Origin of the sequence: Bacillus sp. NMCN1, assembly GCF_002998085.1 — a bacterium.
In the GTDB taxonomy this organism is placed as follows: Bacteria; Bacillota; Bacilli; order Bacillales; family Bacillaceae; genus Bacillus.
Map to the genome: position 1 here is coordinate 720949 of NZ_PVQL01000002.1, position 21472 is coordinate 742420.

20 protein-coding genes are annotated in these 21472 nt (G+C 42.3%); all 20 read left to right on the forward strand.

Annotated features, from left to right (window positions below; genetic code table 11):
* Nucleotides 1-98: 98 nt before the first annotated feature.
* The 20 genes from C6W21_RS13470 (at nucleotide 99) to liaR (ending at nucleotide 21465) form a co-directional block, all read left to right on the forward strand.
* Nucleotides 99-1151: a FecCD family ABC transporter permease gene (locus tag C6W21_RS13470; RefSeq protein WP_106056462.1), complete on the forward strand. Its 1053-nt coding sequence runs from the start codon at nucleotides 99-101 to the stop codon at nucleotides 1149-1151.
* Complete coding sequence (locus tag C6W21_RS13475) at nucleotides 1152-2174, forward strand: FecCD family ABC transporter permease (protein ID WP_106050770.1); 1023 nt, start codon at nucleotides 1152-1154, stop codon at nucleotides 2172-2174. It begins immediately after the preceding gene.
* A 21-nt stretch (nucleotides 2175-2195) separates the two neighbouring features.
* Nucleotides 2196-3011 carry an ABC transporter ATP-binding protein gene (locus C6W21_RS13480; protein WP_106056464.1) on the forward strand — a complete coding sequence of 272 codons (816 nt, stop codon included), beginning with the start codon at nucleotides 2196-2198 and terminating at the stop codon, nucleotides 3009-3011.
* Nucleotides 3012-3187: 176 nt separating this feature from the next.
* On the forward strand, nucleotides 3188-3910 hold the full coding sequence (locus C6W21_RS13485; protein WP_106056466.1) for a response regulator transcription factor: 723 nt from the start codon (nucleotides 3188-3190) through the stop codon (nucleotides 3908-3910).
* A gap of 3 nt (nucleotides 3911-3913) precedes the next feature.
* Nucleotides 3914-5668, forward strand: a complete 1755-nt coding sequence (locus C6W21_RS13490) for a HAMP domain-containing sensor histidine kinase (protein ID WP_106056468.1) — start codon at nucleotides 3914-3916, stop codon at nucleotides 5666-5668.
* Nucleotides 5669-5805: 137 nt separating this feature from the next.
* Nucleotides 5806-7242 (forward strand): glucuronate isomerase, encoded by a 1437-nt coding sequence (gene uxaC, locus C6W21_RS13495; protein WP_106056470.1) that lies wholly within the window; start codon nucleotides 5806-5808, stop codon nucleotides 7240-7242.
* A gap of 68 nt (nucleotides 7243-7310) precedes the next feature.
* Nucleotides 7311-8321, forward strand: a complete 1011-nt coding sequence (locus C6W21_RS13500) for a LacI family DNA-binding transcriptional regulator (RefSeq protein ID WP_106056472.1) — start codon at nucleotides 7311-7313, stop codon at nucleotides 8319-8321.
* 60 nt (nucleotides 8322-8381) lie between these two features.
* Entirely contained in the window at nucleotides 8382-9839 is a 1458-nt protein-coding gene (locus C6W21_RS13505) for a tagaturonate reductase (RefSeq protein WP_106056474.1), read from the forward strand.
* Nucleotides 9836-11329: a UxaA family hydrolase gene (locus C6W21_RS13510; RefSeq protein WP_106056476.1), complete on the forward strand. Its 1494-nt coding sequence runs from the start codon at nucleotides 9836-9838 to the stop codon at nucleotides 11327-11329. Before C6W21_RS13505 ends, C6W21_RS13510 begins: the two co-directional genes overlap by 4 nt.
* Nucleotides 11330-11349: 20 nt before the next feature.
* Complete coding sequence (locus C6W21_RS13515; RefSeq protein ID WP_106056478.1) at nucleotides 11350-12738, forward strand: glycoside hydrolase family 28 protein; 1389 nt, start codon at nucleotides 11350-11352, stop codon at nucleotides 12736-12738.
* 175 nt (nucleotides 12739-12913) lie between these two features.
* Complete coding sequence (locus C6W21_RS13520; protein ID WP_106050779.1) at nucleotides 12914-13864, forward strand: ABC transporter substrate-binding protein; 951 nt, start codon at nucleotides 12914-12916, stop codon at nucleotides 13862-13864.
* Complete coding sequence (locus C6W21_RS13525) at nucleotides 13830-14888, forward strand: FecCD family ABC transporter permease (RefSeq protein WP_106050780.1); 1059 nt, start codon at nucleotides 13830-13832, stop codon at nucleotides 14886-14888. Before C6W21_RS13520 ends, C6W21_RS13525 begins: the two co-directional genes overlap by 35 nt.
* Complete coding sequence (locus C6W21_RS13530) at nucleotides 14885-16171, forward strand: heme ABC transporter ATP-binding protein (protein ID WP_106056480.1); 1287 nt, start codon at nucleotides 14885-14887, stop codon at nucleotides 16169-16171. The genes C6W21_RS13525 and C6W21_RS13530 overlap by 4 nt, the downstream gene beginning before the upstream one ends.
* A 123-nt stretch (nucleotides 16172-16294) precedes the next feature.
* Nucleotides 16295-16756, forward strand: coding sequence for a cob(I)yrinic acid a,c-diamide adenosyltransferase (locus C6W21_RS13535; RefSeq protein WP_106056482.1), 462 nt, complete (start codon nucleotides 16295-16297; stop codon nucleotides 16754-16756).
* A 166-nt stretch (nucleotides 16757-16922) separates the two neighbouring features.
* Nucleotides 16923-17315, forward strand: a complete 393-nt coding sequence (locus C6W21_RS13540; protein WP_106050783.1) for a hypothetical protein — start codon at nucleotides 16923-16925, stop codon at nucleotides 17313-17315.
* A gap of 15 nt (nucleotides 17316-17330) precedes the next feature.
* Entirely contained in the window at nucleotides 17331-17996 is a 666-nt protein-coding gene (liaH, locus tag C6W21_RS13545) for a stress responsive protein LiaH (RefSeq protein ID WP_106056484.1), read from the forward strand.
* A gap of 111 nt (nucleotides 17997-18107) precedes the next feature.
* Nucleotides 18108-18977 (forward strand): LiaG family protein, encoded by an 870-nt coding sequence (gene liaG / locus C6W21_RS13550; protein ID WP_106056486.1) that lies wholly within the window; start codon nucleotides 18108-18110, stop codon nucleotides 18975-18977.
* Nucleotides 18978-18980: 3 nt separating this feature from the next.
* Nucleotides 18981-19772 (forward strand): cell wall-active antibiotics response protein LiaF, encoded by a 792-nt coding sequence (liaF, locus tag C6W21_RS13555; protein WP_189318193.1) that lies wholly within the window; start codon nucleotides 18981-18983, stop codon nucleotides 19770-19772.
* Entirely contained in the window at nucleotides 19769-20833 is a 1065-nt protein-coding gene (gene liaS / locus C6W21_RS13560; RefSeq protein WP_106050786.1) for a two-component system sensor histidine kinase LiaS, read from the forward strand. Before liaF ends, liaS begins: the two co-directional genes overlap by 4 nt.
* Nucleotides 20830-21465, forward strand: coding sequence for a two-component system response regulator LiaR (gene liaR, locus C6W21_RS13565; protein ID WP_106056488.1), 636 nt, complete (start codon nucleotides 20830-20832; stop codon nucleotides 21463-21465). Before liaS ends, liaR begins: the two co-directional genes overlap by 4 nt.
* The last annotated feature ends 7 nt before the right edge of the window (nucleotides 21466-21472 follow it).

A 21472-nucleotide genomic window follows, 5' to 3' on the forward strand; every position in this document is an offset into this window, starting at 1 on the left:
GATTTCAAAAAGAAAAGAAAGTGATATACTAGACTTCGAGATTGATAATCATTATCACTAATGAGGAATAGATATGAACGGAAAGGAAGAGACTGGTTTTGGGCTCACAATCGAATAAACAGCTGCCGGCCAAAGACGATACAATGGATATTGTCACAAAGCCCTTTGGAACAGCAGCTGTTGTCATCATAGGAATCATCGCTTTAGCATTTGGTCTTTTTTTATCGGTATTATTAGGAGCGGCAAACATTCATCTACACACTGTATGGGAAGCCATTTTTCATTTTGATCCACAACAAACTTCACATCAAATCATTCGGGAATTGAGACTGCCGCGTACAGTTGGGGCTGCACTCGTCGGTGCCTTTTTAGCCGTATCAGGAGCCATTATGCAAGGGATGACAAGAAATGCGCTTGCGTCTCCTGAAATTATGGGTGTGACAAATGGCTCTGCATTTGCGATTGCCATTGCGTTTGCTTTTTTCCCAGGACAATCTTCTTTTACATTAATTCTTTGGTCATTTGTGGGTGCAGCACTCGCTGCCTCTATTGTGTTTGGTGTCGGTACTCTTTCAAAAGGTGGATTGACCCCAGTGAAGCTCGCACTAGCTGGTACGGCTGTTGGGGCACTTTTAAGCTCCATCTCCTCAGCAATTGCCATCCGGTTTGACGTCGCTCAAGATATGAGCTTTTGGTATGCTGGCGGAGTGGCAGGTGTGAATTGGAGCAATATTAAGGTCATCATTCCAGTTGCGGTTGCGGGGCTGATCATCGCAATGATTCTTGCCCGCTCGATCACTGTTCTCAGCTTAGGTGATGAATTGGCAAAAGGGCTTGGACAGTACACGAAAACTGTCAAGGTACTTGGAATATTGGTCGTCATTCTTCTAACAGGTGCTGCTGTGTCAGTGGCAGGTTCTATTGGCTTTATCGGGCTTGTGATTCCTCATGTCACTCGTTTCTTGGTCGGAGTTGACTATCGATGGATTATCCCATGCTCAGCTATTTTAGGGGCGGTTCTGTTAATTTATGCAGACATTGCTGCAAGGCTGGTCAATGCCCCATTTGAAACGCCAGTCGGTGCCATTACTGCAATTATAGGCGTTCCTTTCTTCTTATATTTAGCTAGACGTGAAAGGAGCGGAATTTAAATGGAAATGGTGCAGCAGGCAAAGAAAAAGAAATACAAACGAACGATGCTCATGATCTTTTTGGCGATCGTGGCTGTGTTCCTTATTAGTTTAAATACCGGAGAAATTCGCATTTCTCCGATGGATACATTGAAAACATTTTTTGGATTCGGAAGTGAAATGGATGAGCTTGTATTATTCGAGTTCAGACTTCCAAGAATGATCATCGCTTTACTTGTTGGCGCTTCTATCGCTGTATCAGGAGCGATTTGGCAAGGTGTTTCTCAAAACGGTTTAGCCGATCCCGGCATTCTTGGTGTCAATGCGGGCGCAGGCTTTGCAGTGGTTTTGTTTATTTTTGCTTTCCAAGGCTCTATGTCGAACTTAGGTGATTTTACTATCTTTGTACTGCCGCTCTTCGCTTTTGTAGGTGCAGGCTTTGCTGCATTTCTCATCTATGTGTTAGCGTGGAAAAAGGGCATCACACCTGTTCGTTTGATCTTAACTGGTATTGGCGTCAATGCTGCATTTTCAGCAGCGATTGTAGTGATTCAATTAAAAATGAGCCCAAATGATTTTAACCAAGCCATTGTGTGGTTATCTGGAAGCATTTGGGGATCAAGCTGGACGTATGTCCTGTCTGTCCTGCCATGGATGCTGATTTTCCTTGTATTAGCGGTTGTAAGAGCACGCTACTTAAATATCATGAATTTAGGTGACCAGCTTTCCTACGGATTAGGGATTTCGGTTCATAAAGAAAGAAGCTTTTTTATGCTGATTGCCGTTGCATTAGCAGGTGCTAGTGTCGCTGTTGCAGGAAGTATTTCTTTCTTAGGATTAGCTGCACCACACTTGGCGAGAAAGCTTGTTGGACCGAAGCATCAAGCAATGATCCCAGCCTCCGCTATGATTGGCGCGCTACTATTATTACTGGCAGATACACTTGGCCGCGTCATACTTGCACCATCAGAGGTTCCAGTTGGCCTTGTTGTTTCTGCTTTAGGCGCACCTTACTTCATTTACTTATTGATGAAAACGAACTAATAAGGAAGGAGAGTACAACATATGAAATCGCTCGAAACAGAAAAGCTTTGTATCGGCTATAATGATCGTTTGATTGTAGATGATTTAAATATCAGTATCCCAAAAGGCAAGGTGACAACACTCATCGGACCGAATGGATGCGGGAAATCAACGATTTTAAAAACAATGTCCCGAATCATGAAATCCCATCAAGGCGCTGTTTACTTAAATGGTCAGGCTATTCATCAAACGCCTACAAAAGACATTTCAAAACAAATGGCGATCTTACCGCAAACGCCCGAAGCACCAAGCGGACTGACAGTGTATGAGCTTGTGTCATATGGACGTTTCCCACATCAAAATGGATTTGGACGCTTATCAAATGAAGATAAACGAATCATCAGATGGGCACTTGAGGAAACGGGCATGATTGCTTTTCATGACCGGCCAATTGAAGCACTTTCCGGTGGACAGCGTCAGCGTGTATGGATTGCGATGGCACTTGCCCAAGAAACAGAACTGCTTCTATTAGATGAGCCTACGACGTATTTGGATCTTGCACATCAGCTCGAGATTCTTCAGCTGTTAGAACGGTTAAACAGAGAGCAGGGACGAACTGTGTTGATGGTCATTCATGATTTGAATCATGCGGCACGTTTTTCTCATTACATGATTGCCCTCAATCAAGGAAAAGTCATCAAAGATGGTACGCCTCATGAAGTCATGACCAAAGAGGTGCTAGGTCAGGTATTCCACATTGATGCAGAAATCGTACTTGATCCTAGAACGAATAAGCCGATCTGTTTAACATATGACTTAATGAATTATGAAAGAAAGCTAGAAGCTGTGAATGGATAATAGAGGTAAAAGGAACTCGGTGGAATAGCCGAGTTTTTTTGCGTCTCTTAAACTTCCTAGTACTGCCATTTTCTCCAGTTGATATTTTTTCGCTTTTATGCAGAAAAGAGGTACTTTTTTACTTTAGACAATGGTAATATACGGTTAGAGATCATAGCTAGAAAGGAAAGAGATGCGTGGAAACAGCAAAAATATTGATTGCAGATGACGAAGAAGCAATTGTAAAAATGGTTGAGCGCGTATTAAAAAAAGAAGGATTCAAGCATATATATAAAGCCTACCATGCAGATGAAGCATTAGATGTTGTCAAAAACGAGGACATCCACCTCTTACTTCTAGATGTGATGATGCCCGGTAAGTCTGGCTTTGATGTTCTTCCTGAAATGAGAAAATATACGAAAGCACCCATTTTCTATTTAACTGCAAGAACGTCTGATGTAGATAAACTGACCGGCTTTGCGCAAGGCGCAGATGATTACATCACAAAGCCATTTAATCCGCTAGAGCTGGTGGCTAGAATTAAGGCCCACTTAAACAGAACATATATCTCCTTAAAGGAAGAACAAGATGAGGCTCAAAGTCAATATGAATATGCCCATTTCTCCTATCATCCTCATTCAGCCGAATTGAAAGTAAGAGGAGAGATGACCGCATGTTCTGCTCAGCTTCTCTCTTTGCTGAAGTACTTTTGTGATCATCCGAATGTGGTTCTTTCAAAAGATCAAATCTATGAGAAAGTATGGGGCGTTCCATCATATGGTGATAACAACACCGTCATGGTTCATATTCGAAAGCTGAGAGAAAAGATCGAGTTAGATCCAAGTCAGCCAGAATATATTGTGACGATCCGTGGAATGGGCTATAAATTTATACCTCATCCATTAAAGGTTCTTCATTAATTCATGAATTTACGAACAAAACTTTTCTTTCACTTTGTCGGACAGATGTTTATCGTCATTGCCATTCTAACGATCGGGAATACGTTCTCTGAAAATTTATATTTAAAAAAATATTATGAGAACATGGCTGAAACCGGTTTAACAAAAGCTGATGGAGACACACTCATGAGCTGGCTTTATTTTAACGAGGATGGAGAAATGGAAGCCGATGATCAGCTCAAGCAAGCAGTGAAAAAACGAGACGGCTGGCTGCAAGTGATTGATTCAAAAAAACAAAACGTCTATAGCTATCACCGCCCTAAGACCATTCCAACATCCTATCAAAAGGATGAAATGATCAAGATCTTTGAAAAAAGGCAATTTAAAGATTACAAGATGTACTTCTGGCCAATTGAGATTGATCAAAAAAGCTTTACCGTGTTATACGGGTTCAAAACGAACAGCACAAAGGTCGCCAATTATCTGAAGCAGCACGAGAAAGACTTAGCTGCATTATCTAAATATTCGCTTGAAACGAAAGAATTCTTGAAGAGAATGAATGGATCGGTGCATCTATTCAATGATGAAGGGAAATATTTAAAAGGCATTCGAGCCAATATCAATTTGAAACATGAAGTAACAGATGTTGAACTGCTCAAGTATCAATCGAAGCCTTGGGAGTTTAGAAGTGACCTGTCTTACATCAAAGTGAATAAAAGCCTGTATATCATCGTTTCAGTACCAAATAAAGTATACAGACCAGACGAACTATACGAGAAAGAGACAGACGCTTTAAATCAATATACAACCATTTTAATTACGGGTCTTGCGCTTACGGTTATCATCGTCATGACATTATGGTACTCGTATCGCTATGGGCTGCCGATCTATCACATTATTCGTTGGCTGATTTTTTTATCAAGAAATAAATTGCAGGAACCAACAAATAGAAAAGGAATTCCAATCAGTAAAAATAAAAAAGGTCGTATTAAGCGGGAATACCGATTATTTGAGGATATCCTCAAAACAATGGATCAGCTCACGCTTACATTAAAAGAGAATGAAGCAAACCGAAGAAAAATTCAAACCACAAGGGAAGAATGGATTGCAGGATTGTCTCATGATTTGAAAACACCTCTTAGTACGATTTACGGCTACGGGCTCATGCTTGAATCTGATCAATATCAATGGTCCAAGGAAGAAGTCATGGAAATGGGACAGGTGATTCGTGAGAAATCAGAATACATGTCGACCTTGATTGAAGATTTAAACCTCACGTACCGATTGAAAAATGGGGCCTTGCCTATTAATCGAAAACCGGTCGAACTGGGTGAATTTTTAGCCTCTATTATGGACGAGTTTTCAAGAAGCTCTTTTTCTGAGGATTTTTCATCCTCTTTTGAAGATCAAACAAACGGTGTCATGTTTGAGATCGACAAAGCTTGGTTCAGACGAGTGATTGAGAACCTGCTGGCGAATGCAGTCAAGCATAACCAAAAAGGCACGCATATTACAGCTGCTTTGTCTGAAACAAATGAAGAAGTTCGGATCGAAATGAAAGACAACGGATGCGGAATGGCACAAGAAACGGTAGATCACTTATTTAACCGCTACTACAGAGGGACAAATACAAATGACCCAACGAATGGAACAGGCCTTGGGCTGGCAATTGCAAAAGAGCTTGTCTTGCTGCATGATGGTGATATTCAAGTGGAAAGTGAACCAGGTGCTGGAACAACTATTGCGATTATCCTAAAAAAATCACCTCCTGTAAAATAAGCAAAAAACGATTTTCCTTTCTTAAGGAAATCGTTTTTTCCTGTTTTAGGATTGAAATCAACTTTGTAAACGATTACAATTAAATTGTTAACGTGAACAAATTATTTTTCATACGATATGAGGGATGGGGGAGTTTGATGAAAGCCTTTTTAGATGAGCAGTTTTTACTAAACAGTCCAACGGCGGAAAAGCTATACCATGAGTTTGCAAAGGACCTTCCAATTATAGATTACCATTGTCATTTAAGTCCTAAAGACATCTATGAAAATAAAACCTTCCAAAATATCACCGAAGCATGGCTTTATGGGGATCATTACAAATGGCGTGCCATGAGAGCAAATGGCATCCCTGAAACGCACGTCACGGGGGATGCATCAGATCATGAGAAATTTTTGGCGTGGGCGAAGACCGTACCCATGACCATAGGAAATCCGCTCTATCACTGGACTCATCTAGAGCTGAGAAGGTATTTCGGAGTTGAAGACCTATTAAATGAAAAAAATGCAGACATCATTTGGCAGAAAGTCAATGAAAAGCTGCAAGGAGAGGGATTTGGGGCGAGAGACTTCATTATGAAATCAAACGTTGAAACCGTTGTGACAACAGATGATCCGGTCGATTCGCTTCACTATCATCAAAAGCTGAGAGAAGAGGGATTCTCTGTACAAGTACTGCCAGGGTTTCGACCTGATAAAGCACTCGATATAGCGAATGATCTGTTTGGAAAATATGTTCAAGAGCTAGCAGAGGCTTCAGCTACCCCAATACATTCCTATCAAGACTTCTTAAAAGCACTCCGTGCAAGAATCGATTTCTTCCATGAACACGGCTGCTTGATCTCGGATCATGCGATTAATGAAATGACATATGAAGAAACGACAGAAGAAGAAGTGAAGACCATCTTTCATAAAAGAATGTCTGGTCATCCATTGACGGAAGAAGAGAAGATTAAATTTAAAACAGAGACATTCATTATGCTAGGTCAGGCTTACTGTGAGCGTGGCTGGGCGATGCAGCTTCATATCAATGCGCTGAGAAACAACAATACGAAAATGTTTGAGCGGCTCGGACCAGATACGGGGTATGATGCGATGAATGACGAAGACATTGCAAAGCCGCTTTGCCGAATACTAGATCGTTTAGAACAAGAAGATGCACTGCCAAACACCATTCTCTATTCCTTGAATCCTAGGGACAATGTGGTGATATCAACATTGGCTGGAAGCTTTCAAGACGGGAAGACACCGGGGAAGATGCAGCACGGAACAGCCTGGTGGTTTAATGATACGAAGCAAGGAATGACAGAGCAGATGATGGCTCTTTCCAGTATTGGACTGATTAGCCGTTTCATCGGGATGCTGACTGATTCACGAAGCTTTTTGTCATATACAAGGCATGAATATTTCCGAAGACTGCTTTGTGATATCATCGGAGATTGGGTAGAAAAAGGAGAAGTCCCCTATGATCTTGAGCTGTTAGGGGGGATCGTGAAAGGAATCAGTTATGAAAATGCCAAGCAATATTTTCAATTTGACCGGGCAAAGCAGCTCCAGCATCAAAGTAAAATCACATGAGGAAAAAGGTAAGAAAATGAAAGCGGTTTTATGATAAGATGGAAAAAAATCATAAAAGGCGGAATAGCATGACAGTCACAATTAAAGACATAGCAAAATTGGCAAACGTCTCTCATACTACGGTATCAAGGGCTTTGAATAATAGTCCTTTTATTAAAGAGAAGACAAAACAAAAGATTTTGTCGATTGCAAAACAGCTGAATTATTCACCGAATGTCCATGCCAGAGGCCTTGTATCACAAAAATCGTTTACAATCGGTCTGTTTTTTACGAGTTTAACAGAAGGCACATCTTCAAGCTTCTTTGTGGATGCGTTAAAGGGCGTCAATAGCGTGATGACAGAGCATTACAATCTGTTTGTAAGAGGAATTGACGACTTTCACGATTATTCAACCATTCATAAACAACGCTACGATGGCATTTTGCTTATGAGCCAAAGCGAGCACGATGAAGCGTTTATCCATCATGTCAAGAAACAGGGCATTCCAATCATTGTGCTGAATCGCCGTGTAGAAAGTAATGAAGTGATGAATATATTAGCAGATGATAGTCAAGGAGCATATCAGGCAGCGCACTATTTCATTCAGCAAGGCCATCATCAAATCGCCATCATTGAAGGAAAAGAAGGCTTTAAATCGACCCAGGAAAGAAAAGCTGGCTTTCTCCAAGCGTTAATTGATCACCATATTCCTATGAAGAAAGAATATATGATCACAGGCGACTACCACATGAAAAGCGGCTATGAATCAATGGAATCCCTGCTGACCCTTGATCATCCGCCAACAGCGCTTTTTTGCTCTAACGATGACATGGCCATTGGTGCGATGAATGCTTTATATGCAAAAGGCAAGACGTGTCCAGGCGATATCTCTATTATCGGTTTTGATGATATTGCATTTTCATCCTATACCACGCCTGCACTGACAACGGTGAAAAAGCCAATCGAAAAAATGTGTGCACTTGGAGCAGAAGCCATCCTATCAGTCATAAACGGCGAAGAGCAGGAAGAAGATCATATAGAAAAAATGTATGTCCACACAGAGCTGATGATCAGAGATTCAGTCAAAAAGGTGCAGTAAACAGCACCTTTTGAAGAAAAAATGTTCACGTGTGCATATCACAAAGAGAGGGGAATCTATTTGAAACGTTTATCAAAAGCCATGTACCCGGTGCCTGAGTATCCGGAAACGATTTTGCAGATCGGTGAAGGGAATTTTATGCGAGGCTTTATTAATTGGCACATCCAAAAGCTGAACGACTTTACAAATTTTAAAGGAAGAGCTGTTGTTGTTCCTCCGAGAAAAGGATCCATTGCGGCTTTAAATGAACAAGATGGCTTATACACTTTATGTATACAGGGCTATCATGACCAGCAAGAAATGAATGAGCGTATGATCATTCAATCGATCAGCAGAGGAATCAGTACGTATACGGATTATGATGGTTTTTTACACGTAGCTGAAAACCCCGATCTCCGCTTTGTCTTCTCAAACACGACAGAGGCAGGACTTATGTTCAGAAAGGAGGATCGCTTAGAGGATCGACCGCAAGCCAGTTTTCCAGGAAAGCTGACGGCGTTTTTATATCACCGTTTTAAAGCATTTGCTGGAGATGAACAAAAAGGGCTGATCATCCTTCCGTGTGAACTGGTTGAACATAACGGTGACCGCTTGAAGGAATATGTGATAGACATGGCAGCTAAGTGGGACCTGCCGTCTGCGTTTATCACATGGATCAAGGAAGCCAATACGTTTTGTAACACGCTTGTGGATCGGATTGTTCCTGGGTTTTCTAAGGAAGCAGCTGAAATTGTTCAAAAGGAAGAGGGATATATCGATGAGTTGCTTGTCACGGCAGAATATTATCACCTCTTTGTTATTGAAGCACCTTCCTTTGTACAAAAAGAGCTTCCCTTTCAAGAAGCAGGATTAAATGTCCTTTTTGTAGAGGATATTGCACCTTATCGCATGAGCAAGGTACGGATTTTAAATGGTGCTCATACAGCGATGGTGCCAATCGCCTATTCATGCGGAATAGAAACTGTAAAAGAAGCTGTGGATGACGAGCATGTTGGCCTATTCATCCGGCGTATGCTGGAGAAGGAAGTACTGCCAGGGCTTGAGCTCTCTCAAGATGAGCTTCTTCTTTATACACGATCGGTTTGGGATCGCTTTTGCAATCCATTTGTGAAGCATCAATTGCTTGATATTGCGCTCAATGGTGTATCCAAGTTCCGAACCCGAGTTCTTCCGTCATTGCTTGATTATGTTGAGCAAAAGAAACAGCTGCCAATGAAACTTGTGTTTTCACTCAGCAGTCTCATTTATTTTTACAGAGCTTATGCAGAAAGGATAAAGGATGATGAGACTGTAATGGCATTCATGAAGGAAGCCTTTGAAGGGGAGAACCAATCCAATGAAACGATCGCAGCTAGGATCCTATCATGTGAACCATTATGGGGGAGGAATTTAACGGATGTAAATGATTTGGGTCACGCTGTAGCTGATCAGCTTACCTTCATACAGGAGCAAGGGATGAGAGCGGCTATTCAACGAATGCTGCATCATCAATATGAAAGTCAGGGGGAGAAGGCATGAAAGATTTTATTGTGATTCACCCTTCAGACAATGTCGGTATTGCTTTAAAAGTGCTTGAGCAAGGCAAGGAGCTGCACCATCAAGGACACTCTGTTGTCTTAAATGAGAACGTTCCCAAAGGTCATAAGTTTGCATTGGCTGATATCAAGCAAAGAGAGAATATCATGAAATATGGCTACCCCATTGGGCATGCAGCGACTGTCATTTCTGCTGGAGAATGGGTGCATACACATAATATCAAAACCAATCTATCAGGCAAGCTCGATTACGAATACGAGCCTTCATTCACAGACAACCCCTATGAAAAAATGAATCTTACATTTAAAGGATATAAACGAAAAAATGGGGAAAGCGGGATTCGCAATGAGCTTTGGATTGTCCCAACCGTTGGATGCGTGAATGGCATTGCTGATCAAATCATCCAAATATTCACCGCTGAAATGGACGGAAACATCCATCCGTTTGAAACAGCTCTCGTATTAAAGCACAATTATGGATGCTCACAGCTTGGAGACGATCATGAAAATACAAAAACCATTTTACAAAATGCCGTGAAGCATCCTAATGCTGGAGGGGTGCTCGTCCTTGGACTTGGTTGTGAAAATAATGATATTGAAGATTTTCAGTCCACTTTAGGTGAATATGACCGTGAGAGAGTGAAATTTTTAAGAAGCCAAGAAGTAGGAGATGAGATTGAGACGGGAGTCGCTTTACTCAAGGAAATTTATGATGCAGCGAAAGAAGATCACCGTGAAGAGATCCCGTTATCTGAGCTGAAAATCGGTTTGAAGTGCGGAGGATCAGATGGATTCTCCGGCATTACCGCAAATCCACTTTTAGGAAGGCTGTCCGATTTTATTGTTGCTCAAGGCGGCACGACAGTGTTAACAGAAGTGCCCGAAATGTTTGGAGCTGAAACGATTTTAATGGAGAGAGCGGAATCAGAAGCGACTTTCGACAATATTGTGCAAATGATCAATGACTTTAAACAATACTTCATGGATCATCGACAGCCAGTATATGAAAATCCTTCCCCGGGAAATAAAGCTGGTGGAATTTCGACATTAGAGGATAAATCTCTTGGTTGTACACAAAAAGCAGGGACTTCTGAAATTCAAGATGTATTGAAATATGGGGAATTTCTGAAGCGAAAGGGCCTAAATTTATTAAGTGCGCCGGGGAATGATTTGGTTGCTTCATCCGCACTTGCCGCTTCCGGCTGTCAGCTGGTTCTTTTTACAACAGGCAGAGGGACACCATTCGGCACGTTTGTTCCAACAATGAAGGTCTCGACGAATACAGCCTTATATGAAACAAAAAAGCACTGGATTGACTTTAATGCGGGAGAACTGCTTGAAGATGTACCAGAAGATGTTGTGTTAGAAAAATTCATTTCAACTGTCATTGATGTGGCGAGCGGAAAGCAATTAAATCATGAAAAAAACAATTTTAGAGAGCTGGCTATTTTCAAAACAGGTGTCACACTTTAAGGCGACTGGGGGATGAGAACGTGTCTAAAAAACGGGATTTGATGTATATCACAGCAGGAACGGTACTCACAGGAATCGGGCTCACGCGTTTAGCAAGGCAAGGGAAGAAAGACAAAGAAACAAACGGAATCGATCAAGTGTTAAAGCAGATAAAAGCACCGCTGTTCCCTGATCGTGAATTTAATGTGGTTCATTATGGTGCAGATGCGAAAGGGATAGAGCTTTCAACAGATGCTATCCAGTCTGCCATTGATGATGCGCACCGTTTAAAAGGGGGACGTGTGCTAATTCCAGAAGGGACGTTTGTGACAGGTGCTCTAGAATTGAAGAGTCATGTAGAGATGCATTTGCATGAGAAAGCCTATGTGGCATTCAGCCAAAACCCAAAGGATTATCTGCCTCTTGTACTGACAAGATATGAAGGGATTGAACTTTATAATTATTCACCTCTCATCTATGCACACCATGCAGAAAACATCGCCATTACAGGAGCTGGAACGCTTGATGGCAGAGGGGATGAGCATCATTGGTGGCCTTGGAAGTATGGCACGAATGGCCAGCCGTCTCAGGATCGGGATCGTCAGCTTCTATTTGAAATGGCTGAAAAGAGGATACCAGTAGAAGAAAGAGTGTTTGGAGAAGGCCATTATTTAAGGTCAAGCTTTATACAGCCCTACCAATGCCAGCAAGTTCTCATTGAAGGAGTGACAGTGAAGGATTCACCGATGTGGCAAATTCACCCTGTGCTAAGTGAAAATGTCATCGTCCGTGGAGTCCATATTATCGGGCATGGACCAAACACAGATGGTGTCAATCCGGAGTCTTGCCGGAATGTGCTCATTGAAGATTGTTATTTTGATAATGGCGACGATTGTATTGCCATCAAATCTGGCAGAAACGAGGACGGACGGAGAATAGGAGTTCCATCTGAAAACATTGTCATTCGTAGAAATGAGATGCGTGATGGACATGGCGGAGTGACAATTGGAAGTGAAATCTCTGGCGGGGTAAGGTATGTATATGCAGAAAATAATGTAATGGATAGTCCAAACCTTGACCGGGCACTGCGGATTAAAACCAACTCTGTCAGGGGCGGCACCATTGAACATATTTACTTTAAAAACAACACAGTCAAAAGCTTAAAGCATGAAGTGGTCTGTATCGACATGATGTATGAGGAAGGGGATGCGGGTCCACATCGTCCTGTTGTACGTCATATTGAAGTAGAAGGACTGAAAAGCAGCGGCGGACGATATGGTGTGAAAATAGCCGCCTACTCACATTCCCCCGTTACACACTTCAACATGAAAAAATGTGTCATAGATGATGTGACGTATCCACTTTCTTTAGAGCATGTAGCATCTCCTTCTTTTCAGAAAGTCGTCATCAATGGGGAACAAATCAATTGATAGATGGGTGAAAAACAGTCTTTTTAGAGGCTGTTTTTCTTTTATAAGAACGAAAAAGACGCTTTTAGAAATCACATATACAACCTATCTGCACTGTAGTATAATATTCCCGAAATTAGAAAAGAATTGACGGAAGAGATTTCGTCAAGCAGTACATAAATCAGGGGGTTCATTCATGAAAAAGTTAACGGCCATTTGGCTATCGCTATTGCTTGTAATGGGTGTTTTAGCAGGATGTGCAGGTGCTGAGACAGACCATAAAGCAAAGAGTTCACAAAATAACGAAACAGCGGCTGCGGCATTTCCTGTCTCGATTAAAGATGCAGCTGGTAAAACAGTCGAAATCAAAGAACAGCCTAAACGTATTGTTTCATTAATTCCAAGTAATACAGAGGTTGCCTATGCGCTCGGCCTTGGAGATAAAATGGTTGGACGATCTGATTTTGACAATTATCCAAAGGAAGTTGAAAAGGTAGAGAAGATTGGCGGACTTGAATTCAATGTCGAGAAGGTAATTTCCTTAAAGCCTGATCTTGTACTAGCGCATGCATCGCAGATGGGATCAAAAGATGGATTTAAACAGCTTGAAGAGGCAGGGATTCAAGTACTGACTGTAAATGATGCCACCTCCTTTAAGGATGTGTACAAATCGATCAATATGATTGGTGAAGCAACAGGTGTAAAAGAAGCATCAACAAAGCTTGTAGACGAGATGAAAACAAAATTGAATGACATCAAGAAACAAGCAGAGGCGATCTCCAAAGACGAACAAAAAACAGTCTTTGTCGAAGTATCAGGTGCGCCTGAAATCTATACAACAGGTACAAATACATTTATGGACGAAATGCTTTCTGTTATACATGCGAAAAATGCTGCTGGCGATCAAACTGGCTGGGTGCAAATGACAGAAGAATCGATTATCAAACGAAATCCTGATGTGATCGTCACAATTGATGGTTCCAGCTTAGCTGATCTGAAAAAGAGAGACGGCTGGAATGCGATCAAAGCAGTGAAGGAAAAACAAGTCTTTCAATTGAATACGGATCTCGCATCAAGACCGGGACCGCGATTGGTTGAAGGAGTAGAGGCTCTTGCGAAAAGTATCTATCCTGACACGTTCAAATAAATTCATCATCGCATACACACTAAGTGCTTTACTTCTTGTGGTGAGCATTGGAATGGGAATCTCCTTTGGAAGCTTAGGGATTCCCATTCCTTCTATTCTCCGTATATTTGTTCATGAACTATTCGGGGTGCAGATAGGCACAATAGATTCAATTGATCGCAATATTATGATGAATATCCGGCTGCCGAGAGTGATATTAGCGGCATTAGTCGGAGCAGCGCTGGCGTTATCTGGTGCAGCCTTTCAAGGTTTATTAAAAAACCCTCTTGCTGATCCATATACGCTAGGTGTATCTCAAGGGGCATCAGTTGGGGCCGTCGCGACCTTATTTTTCAGTTTGCAGCTCCCTTTGCTCGGCAGTTTCACACTGCCTTTTTTCAGTATGACAACAGCGCTTGTGACCCTATGTCTCGTCCTTTTTTTTGCGCGTCTTGTTCATCGGGGGATGAGCATCTCCTCTTTAATTTTAACAGGGGTGATTTTCAGCTCTTTTTTTGGTGCGCTTATATCATTGATGATTGCTTTAACGGGTGATGATCTAAAAGAGATTATTCATTGGCTTCTTGGCAGTGTGTCCATGAGGGGCTGGCGCTATATTGCGCTTTTCCTCCCTTTCTTTCTCATTGGGACCTTTGCATTAATGCTGATGGGGCGGGATTTGAATGTCATGACGTATGGCGAGGAGAAGGCAAAGTTATTAGGTGTACATGTAAAAAGGAGCAAATATATAGTGCTGCTTGCTGGCTCAATTCTGACAGGTAGTGCGGTAGCGGTGTCAGGGACGATCGGATTTGTGGGACTTGTGATTCCACATTTTATTCGCCTCTTAGCCATCACAGACCACCGGCACCTCCTGCCTTTGTCTATGCTGAACGGCGCTTCCTTTCTCGTTTTAGCAGATGTGTTATCACGTACGATCATTGAGCCGACTGAATTACCGATTGGCATCATCACTGCGTTAATTGGTGCCCCTGTATTCGGCATTATCCTCATCCGTAAATATAGAGGAGGGACGCATCTATGATTCAAGTGAAGGAGATCAGAGGTGGATATGGAAAGAAAGAGGTCATACGTGGCATCAGTCTTGAGGTAAAGCAAGGAGAATTTCTCGGTATACTTGGTCCAAATGGAAGCGGGAAGTCGACCTTGCTTAAAATGATTTCTGGGATGCTGGAACCTGAGAGTGGCGAGGTACGCCTGAGCGGTCAATTGGTTCAATCCTACCGTCCAAAGGCGCTTGCGCAAAAAGTGGCTGTTCTACCGCAGAAAACGGACCAAGCCTTCTCATTTACAGTGGAAGAAACGGTTCAATTCGGTCGTTACCCATATCAAAAAGGCTGGCTGCAATCTGTTACGCGAGAAGATATACAGGTCGTAAACAAAGTAATGGAACAAACGGATGTTGCACAATTTAAGGGTCAAGCCATTCATGAGTTGAGCGGGGGAGAACAGCAGCGTGTGTACTTGGCACAGGCATTAGCCCAGCAGCCTGAATATTTATTGCTGGATGAACCAACAAGTTTTCTTGATTTGGCCTATCAAAAGGATTTGCTTGATTTAATTAAAGAAGAGACCACTTCCTCTAGGCTAACGGTGATCGGTGTGTTTCATGATGTGAACATCGCCAGTTTGTATTGTGACCGGCTGCTGCTGCTTGATGAAGGAAAGACGGAAATGGCAGGGTTGCCGCATCACGTCTTGACGCATGAGCGAATCAACCGTGTGTATAAAACAGATGTAACACCGCTCCAGCATCCACGAAGGGCAAACCCTCAGCTGATTATTGAGCCTGCGGGGGCTTCTATAGCATCAAATGCAAAGTTAGCGGATGGCTGGAAAACGTATGGCTCAGAAGGAATGACGTTTTCCCTCAAACAGCCGCTCCGCGTCCTTTCCTCACATCAGGAAAGGGGCGGCTTCTTTTGGAAGAGATCTCTCGGAATAGGAACTGAGATGCTTCGTGACGAGCTGGATGATCGTGAAGGAATATTGTTTTACGACCAAACGAGTGGACCAAACCAATTTGCGGCTGAAGACATGGAAGATGACATGGTGCTTTACGGCATGCGTCATCAAGAAGAGCTGACCATATGGCTTGTACTGAAAGAGTCTTTATTAGATGGATCGTCTGTTCAGCTGATGGGGCAGCTTGTCCACATGATTCAACAGGAGACGAGCATGTCCATTCATCATCTTTGTATCGCTGCTGCGGGTATGCAGGAAACAGAAGACGATGAGCATTTACATGAAAGATTAAAACAGAAAGTGCACCGTCTTCTTTATACATTAAATGCCATTCAAAAGTGAACCAAAGGGTTCGCTTTTTTGGTTTATGATGCGATGAAATCACAGTGCTTTAGTTAAACAAATACATCCCTTCCACTTCAGGGTATACTAAAAGGACAAAGCAATGGACAAGGAGGAACAGCGATGAAACTTTATACAAAAACAGGGGATCAAGGTCAAACAGGCTTGATCGGCGGGAGAGCCGATAAGGATGATGTGAGAGTAGAGGCGTACGGCACGTTTGACTGCGGCGATGATTTGGCAGCAGTCAAACCACGGAAAGAAGGCAAATTAACTGCTGCTTCTGTAGCAGTCCTTGAGCAAAGAATGGATGTCTATGTAGAAGAAGCCACGCCTCTCACGAAGTTTATTTTACCGGGCGGCCAGGAAGGCGCAGCTCTCTTACATGTGGCGCGGACTGTCGTCAGAAGAGCAGAGCGGCATATTGTGACGCTTGCGAAGCAGGAGGAGATCCCATCGGTTGCACTCACCTATGTGAACCGTCTATCCGACTATTTATTTGCAGCCGCCCGAATCGTGAATCATCGGCTCGGTGAACCTGATGTTGAATATGAACGAAGTGCAGACGTGTTTCGGTCTAATTAAGGAAAAGTACTCTTCGAATGAGAAGAGTGCTTTTTTATTAGGTTTTACCGCTCAGTCTGAGCAAAGTTACGACTCAGGTCGCAAGGAAAGATCAATCTGTGACACGTTTTGCCAGCTTTCTTTTTTGACTATAGTTAAAGCAAGGAGCAAGAAAGGAGGCATGAAGATGAAAATAACAAGTAAAACCATCATCGGTTCGATTTTAATGTTTGTCGGTCTATCCATCTTCTTCGGTGGTTCACTAGGAGGGCTGATCCCGATTCTGATTGGGGCGTGGCTCATCTATGTAGGTGTAAAGAAATATGAGAAAGGCAGTAAAACGTTCGGTGTCATTCTAGCGGTCATTGGTGTAATGCTCGTTGTGCAATCTCTGCCATTTATCCTTGGAATCGCATTGGCTGGGGGGCTTCTCTACTTCGGCTGGACGATGATCAATGGTGAACAGGCAAAAGAATCATCAAGCAGATCATATATGGAGCCAAGCACGTCACCGAAAATGGAAGAACCTATTCACACGTCATTTGATCAAGAATGGGAAGACTTTTTAAAGAAAAAATAAGAGGAGGAAATTCAAATGGTATTCAGAAGAGTAAGAGATATGTTTGTTGCAACGGTCAATGAGGGATTAGATAGAATGGAGAATCCACGTGTCATGCTGAATCAATACGTTCGTGATATGGAAGACGATATTGCCAAAGCGAAACATGCGATCATCAAACAGCAAACGATTCAGCAAGGCTTCCTGCGAAAAGCAGAAGAGACGGAAGCATTTGCTGATAAAAGAAAGAAGCAGGCTGAGCTGGCATTTCACGCAGGAGAAGAAGAATTAGCACGAAAAGCGCTCACAGAAATGAAGTATTTTGAAGAAAAGCATGAGGAATATCAGGAAGCTTATCAGCAATCTGTGAAACAATTGAAAGAGCTGAAAGAGCAATTGCAGCAGTTAGAAACGAAGCTGCGTGATATTAAAGATAAGAAGCAGGCACTGATTGCAAGAGCAAATGCCGCACAGGCAAAGCAGCATATGAACGAATCCATGAACAAAGTAGACAGTGAAAGTGCATATAAGGAATTTCTTCGAATGGAAAACCGTATCGAAGAAATGGAGACAAAAGCGGGCAGCTATGCACAATTTGCCGATCAAGGTGCATATGTTCATCTAGACTATGCCGATGAGGTTGAAAAAGAATGGCAGAAGCTCAAGCTGGAGAAGAAGCCTGAGCAGCAGCAAGCAAACTAAGGAATCGATGTCAGATCGGAAGAAAAGCAGGATTTTTCTTCCGATATTTGATTTCTTTCTGTTTCGCTTTTCCTTATAATGAAAAGGTCAGAGGATAAAGGGATGGTATGAATGAAGCGGTTAATCGGTCTAATTTGTATACTTGTAGGTGTCTTTTTAATGATTGGGATGCTTTTCAAAAACGAAGATCTCTTTCATTTGAGTTTCTCCCGTGAAAAAGCAGTCACGACAGCTTCAGCGAAAAAAGATGAAATTGATCAAATAGATATTTCTCTTTCTGGATTTCGCGTGAAGGTAAAGCCTGAAAATCGTTCCGATATTTCCGTGATGGTCGTAGGTGGAAAAGGGAAAATGTATGCGGAACAAACAGGCAGTACATTTAACGTCCGTGCTGAAAATAAAGGATTCTTGTTTTTCTCTTCATTTGAAAAAGGAGAACTTTTAGTCAAGATTCCAACAGATTATCATAAAAATGTGAAGATTACGGGTGGAAGCGGGGTCAGCGAGATGGATGGTGAAGGGAAGCTGTCTCTTCAAGATGTGACGCTCAAATCAACAAGCGGAAACCTCAAAGCTGAGAATTTCTCAGCAAAAAATGTAGAAATCAAAGCGACATCGGGTAGACTCTCCGTGTCTCACATCGATGCGAAAAATAGTGATATTGGGGCAACCTCTGGACGTGCCGATATTAAAGATGTCAAAGGGGAGCTGCAACTAGGCATGACAAGCGGTAGATTAACGGCAAGCTTTGATACCATTGCGTCACCTGTCTCCTTTCATATGACATCAGGCAGTGCAAAACTTAACCTGCCGGATGAAGGAGACTTTAACGTCCAAGTGAAAAAAACAAGTGGAAGTGTCGATCACTCCTATCACTTTGATCAAGTGGATAGTGAAGGGCGAGGCTTTAAAGGCAAGCAGGGAAAAGGAACACACTTAGTCGATATTGAAATGACAAGTGGAAACTTAAAGCTGCGGTAATGAATGGAAGAAAGGAAGGAGGCGAGTCAACTGCGTTTTTCAAGGAATCAAATTTTAGGCATCATTGTCGTGATTTTTGGTATTAATCTATTTCTAAAAATTATTGGGATCGGAGCCGATTTGTTTTGGCCTGTGTTTTTTGCGCTGGCTGGCTATTGGCTGCACTCAAGATCCAAACGTTGGCTCGGTTCAGTTTCCTATATTTTTGCCGGCTTTCTCTTTTTAAAATTTCTGCTCAATATTACATTTAGTCTCACAGGATATTTATTTGCGGCCTTTTTGATATATGCCGGCTATCGCTTATTGAAAAACAAACCTGTTTTTGATGTCGATAAAAAGGAAGCATCGGACGATGGGAAGCCTTCACTGAAAGTCAATCTTGAAAAAGAGGGCGAACAAAAGAAAACAAAGAGCCAGACAAAGCCGCGCAAGGAGCATGACTTTTTTATCGGTGAAGTCAGGCTGATGAAAAAGCCGTTTCAATTAAGTGATTTGACGATTTCAGGGTTTATCGGGGATGTTAAAATCGACTTATCAAAGGCCATCATCGCAGAAGAAGAGAGCACGATCGTGATTAGCGGGCTCATCGGAGATGTGGATATTTACGTACCGCAGGATATTGAAGTATGTGTGAGTGCTTCAGCTGCAATCGGTGATATGAAAATTATTGATGAAAAAAGAAGCGGATTCGGCAGTAAAGTGTATGTGATGACCAACAATTACGATGAGAGCAAACGAAAAGTGAAAATCTCCATCTCTTTACTGATCGGAGATGTGGATGTGAGATACTTATGAGGAAACTCCATCTAGGTATCCAGTGGCAATCTATTCGTCTTGGAGTAGGGATCTCGCTTGGTGTTGTCATCATGACGATGCTGCCTATGTTTTTTTATTATCAGCTTGATCCGATGATTCTCCTCTCTACCCGCTGGTTCGGCATCCCGTTTTTTTGTATTTTACTGATCATTAGTATTGCCATTGGGGTTTCTGCCTCGCATGTATTTGGCTATCAGCATAAGAAGCGTCTTGATCAGCTTGTAGAGTCGATTTTAAAGTTTGAAAATGGGAACTTTGCATACAGACTGCCATCTCTTGGCGACGATGAAATTGGCTTAGCGGCAGATCAATTAAATGAAATGGCGAAACGAGTTGAAGGACAAGTAGCCTCTTTGCAAAAGCTCTCGAATGAGCGGGCTGAATGGCAGGTGCAAATGAAGAAATCGGTCGTCTCAGAAGAACGTCAGCGTTTAGCACGAGAACTGCATGATGCGGTCAGCCAGCAGTTGTTTGCGATTTCGATGATGACCTCTGCGATTCTTGAAGGCATGAAGGAAAGGGATGAAAAGATTTTAAAGCAGATGCGCCTAGTCGAACGGATGGCTGGCGATGCACAAAATGAAATGCGTGCGCTTTTGCTTCATCTCAGACCGATCACCCTTGAAGGAAAAGACTTGAAAAAAGGCTTGATTGAACTCCTAAATGAATTTCAAGCAAAGCAGCCGATTGATATTGATTGGGAAATAGAAGATGATGTTCCGCTGTCTAAAGGGGTAGAGGATCACCTCTTCCGAATTGTACAGGAAGCCCTGTCAAATGTGTTCAGGCATGCAAAGGCGACAAAGGTGACGGTACGTCTGCTCATTCGAAATCGGCAGGTGCAGCTGAAGATTATCGACAATGGGATCGGCTTTCAAACCGATCATGTGAAGACGGCCTCCTACGGACTGGAATCAATTCGTGAAAGAACAAGTGAAGTAGGCGGTGTCGCAGAGATTATGTCATTTGAGGGAAAAGGAACACAAATTGATGTGAAGGTTCCCATTTTTGATGAAGGTAAAGGAGAGAACGTTCGATGATTCGAGTGCTTTTAATCGACGATCACGAAATGGTGAGAATGGGGCTTGCTGCTTTTTTAGAGGCGCAGGTTGATATTGAAGTCATTGGTGAAGCGTCAGATGGACAAAAAGGTGTAGAGCTAGCGGTTGAATTAAAGCCAGATGTGATTTTAATGGATCTTGTCATGGAAGGAATGGATGGCATCGAAGCAACGAAAAGAATTTGCCAAGCGATTGAAGATGCCAAAATCATCGTTCTAACGAGCTTTATTGACGATGATAAAGTCTATCCAGTGATTGAGGCAGGTGCTTTAAGCTATTTATTAAAAACATCCAAGGCAGGAGAAATTGCGGATGCCATTCGGTCTGCAAGTATCGGCGAACCAAGACTTGAATCAAAAGTGGCTGGAAAGGTCATGAATAAACTCCGTCATTCCTCAAATGGATCGATCCTTCATGATGCATTAACAGCAAGAGAAATGGAGATCTTGAAGCTGATTGCTGATGGAAAATCGAATAAGGTCATTGCCGAGGAACTATTTATTACAATTAAAACAGTGAAGACACACATTACCAACATTCTTTCCAAACTCGATGTAGAAGATCGAACACAAGCGGCTGTGTATGCGCATCGTCATAAGCTGATTCAATAAAACAAAA

Bases quoted from the DNA above. Each gene is read 5' to 3' on its own strand.
- C6W21_RS13530 (WP_106056480.1), top strand. From the start codon at position 14,885: ATGATTCAAGTGAAGGAGATCAGAGGTGGATATGGAAAGAAAGAGGTC.
- C6W21_RS13500 (WP_106056472.1), top strand. From the start codon at position 7,311: ATGACAGTCACAATTAAAGACATAGCAAAATTGGCAAACGTCTCTCAT.
- C6W21_RS13475 (WP_106050770.1), top strand. From the start codon at position 1,152: ATGGAAATGGTGCAGCAGGCAAAGAAAAAGAAATACAAACGAACGATG.
- liaF (WP_189318193.1), top strand. From the start codon at position 18,981: ATGGAAGAAAGGAAGGAGGCGAGTCAACTGCGTTTTTCAAGGAATCAA.
- uxaC (WP_106056470.1), top strand. From the start codon at position 5,806: ATGAAAGCCTTTTTAGATGAGCAGTTTTTACTAAACAGTCCAACGGCG.
- liaG (WP_106056486.1), top strand. From the start codon at position 18,108: ATGAAGCGGTTAATCGGTCTAATTTGTATACTTGTAGGTGTCTTTTTA.
- C6W21_RS13490 (WP_106056468.1), top strand. From the start codon at position 3,914: ATGAATTTACGAACAAAACTTTTCTTTCACTTTGTCGGACAGATGTTT.
- liaS (WP_106050786.1), top strand. From the start codon at position 19,769: ATGAGGAAACTCCATCTAGGTATCCAGTGGCAATCTATTCGTCTTGGA.
- liaR (WP_106056488.1), top strand. From the start codon at position 20,830: ATGATTCGAGTGCTTTTAATCGACGATCACGAAATGGTGAGAATGGGG.
- C6W21_RS13520 (WP_106050779.1), top strand. From the start codon at position 12,914: ATGAAAAAGTTAACGGCCATTTGGCTATCGCTATTGCTTGTAATGGGT.
- liaH (WP_106056484.1), top strand. From the start codon at position 17,331: ATGGTATTCAGAAGAGTAAGAGATATGTTTGTTGCAACGGTCAATGAG.
- C6W21_RS13480 (WP_106056464.1), top strand. From the start codon at position 2,196: ATGAAATCGCTCGAAACAGAAAAGCTTTGTATCGGCTATAATGATCGT.
- C6W21_RS13535 (WP_106056482.1), top strand. From the start codon at position 16,295: ATGAAACTTTATACAAAAACAGGGGATCAAGGTCAAACAGGCTTGATC.
- C6W21_RS13510 (WP_106056476.1), top strand. From the start codon at position 9,836: ATGAAAGATTTTATTGTGATTCACCCTTCAGACAATGTCGGTATTGCT.
- C6W21_RS13540 (WP_106050783.1), top strand. From the start codon at position 16,923: ATGAAAATAACAAGTAAAACCATCATCGGTTCGATTTTAATGTTTGTC.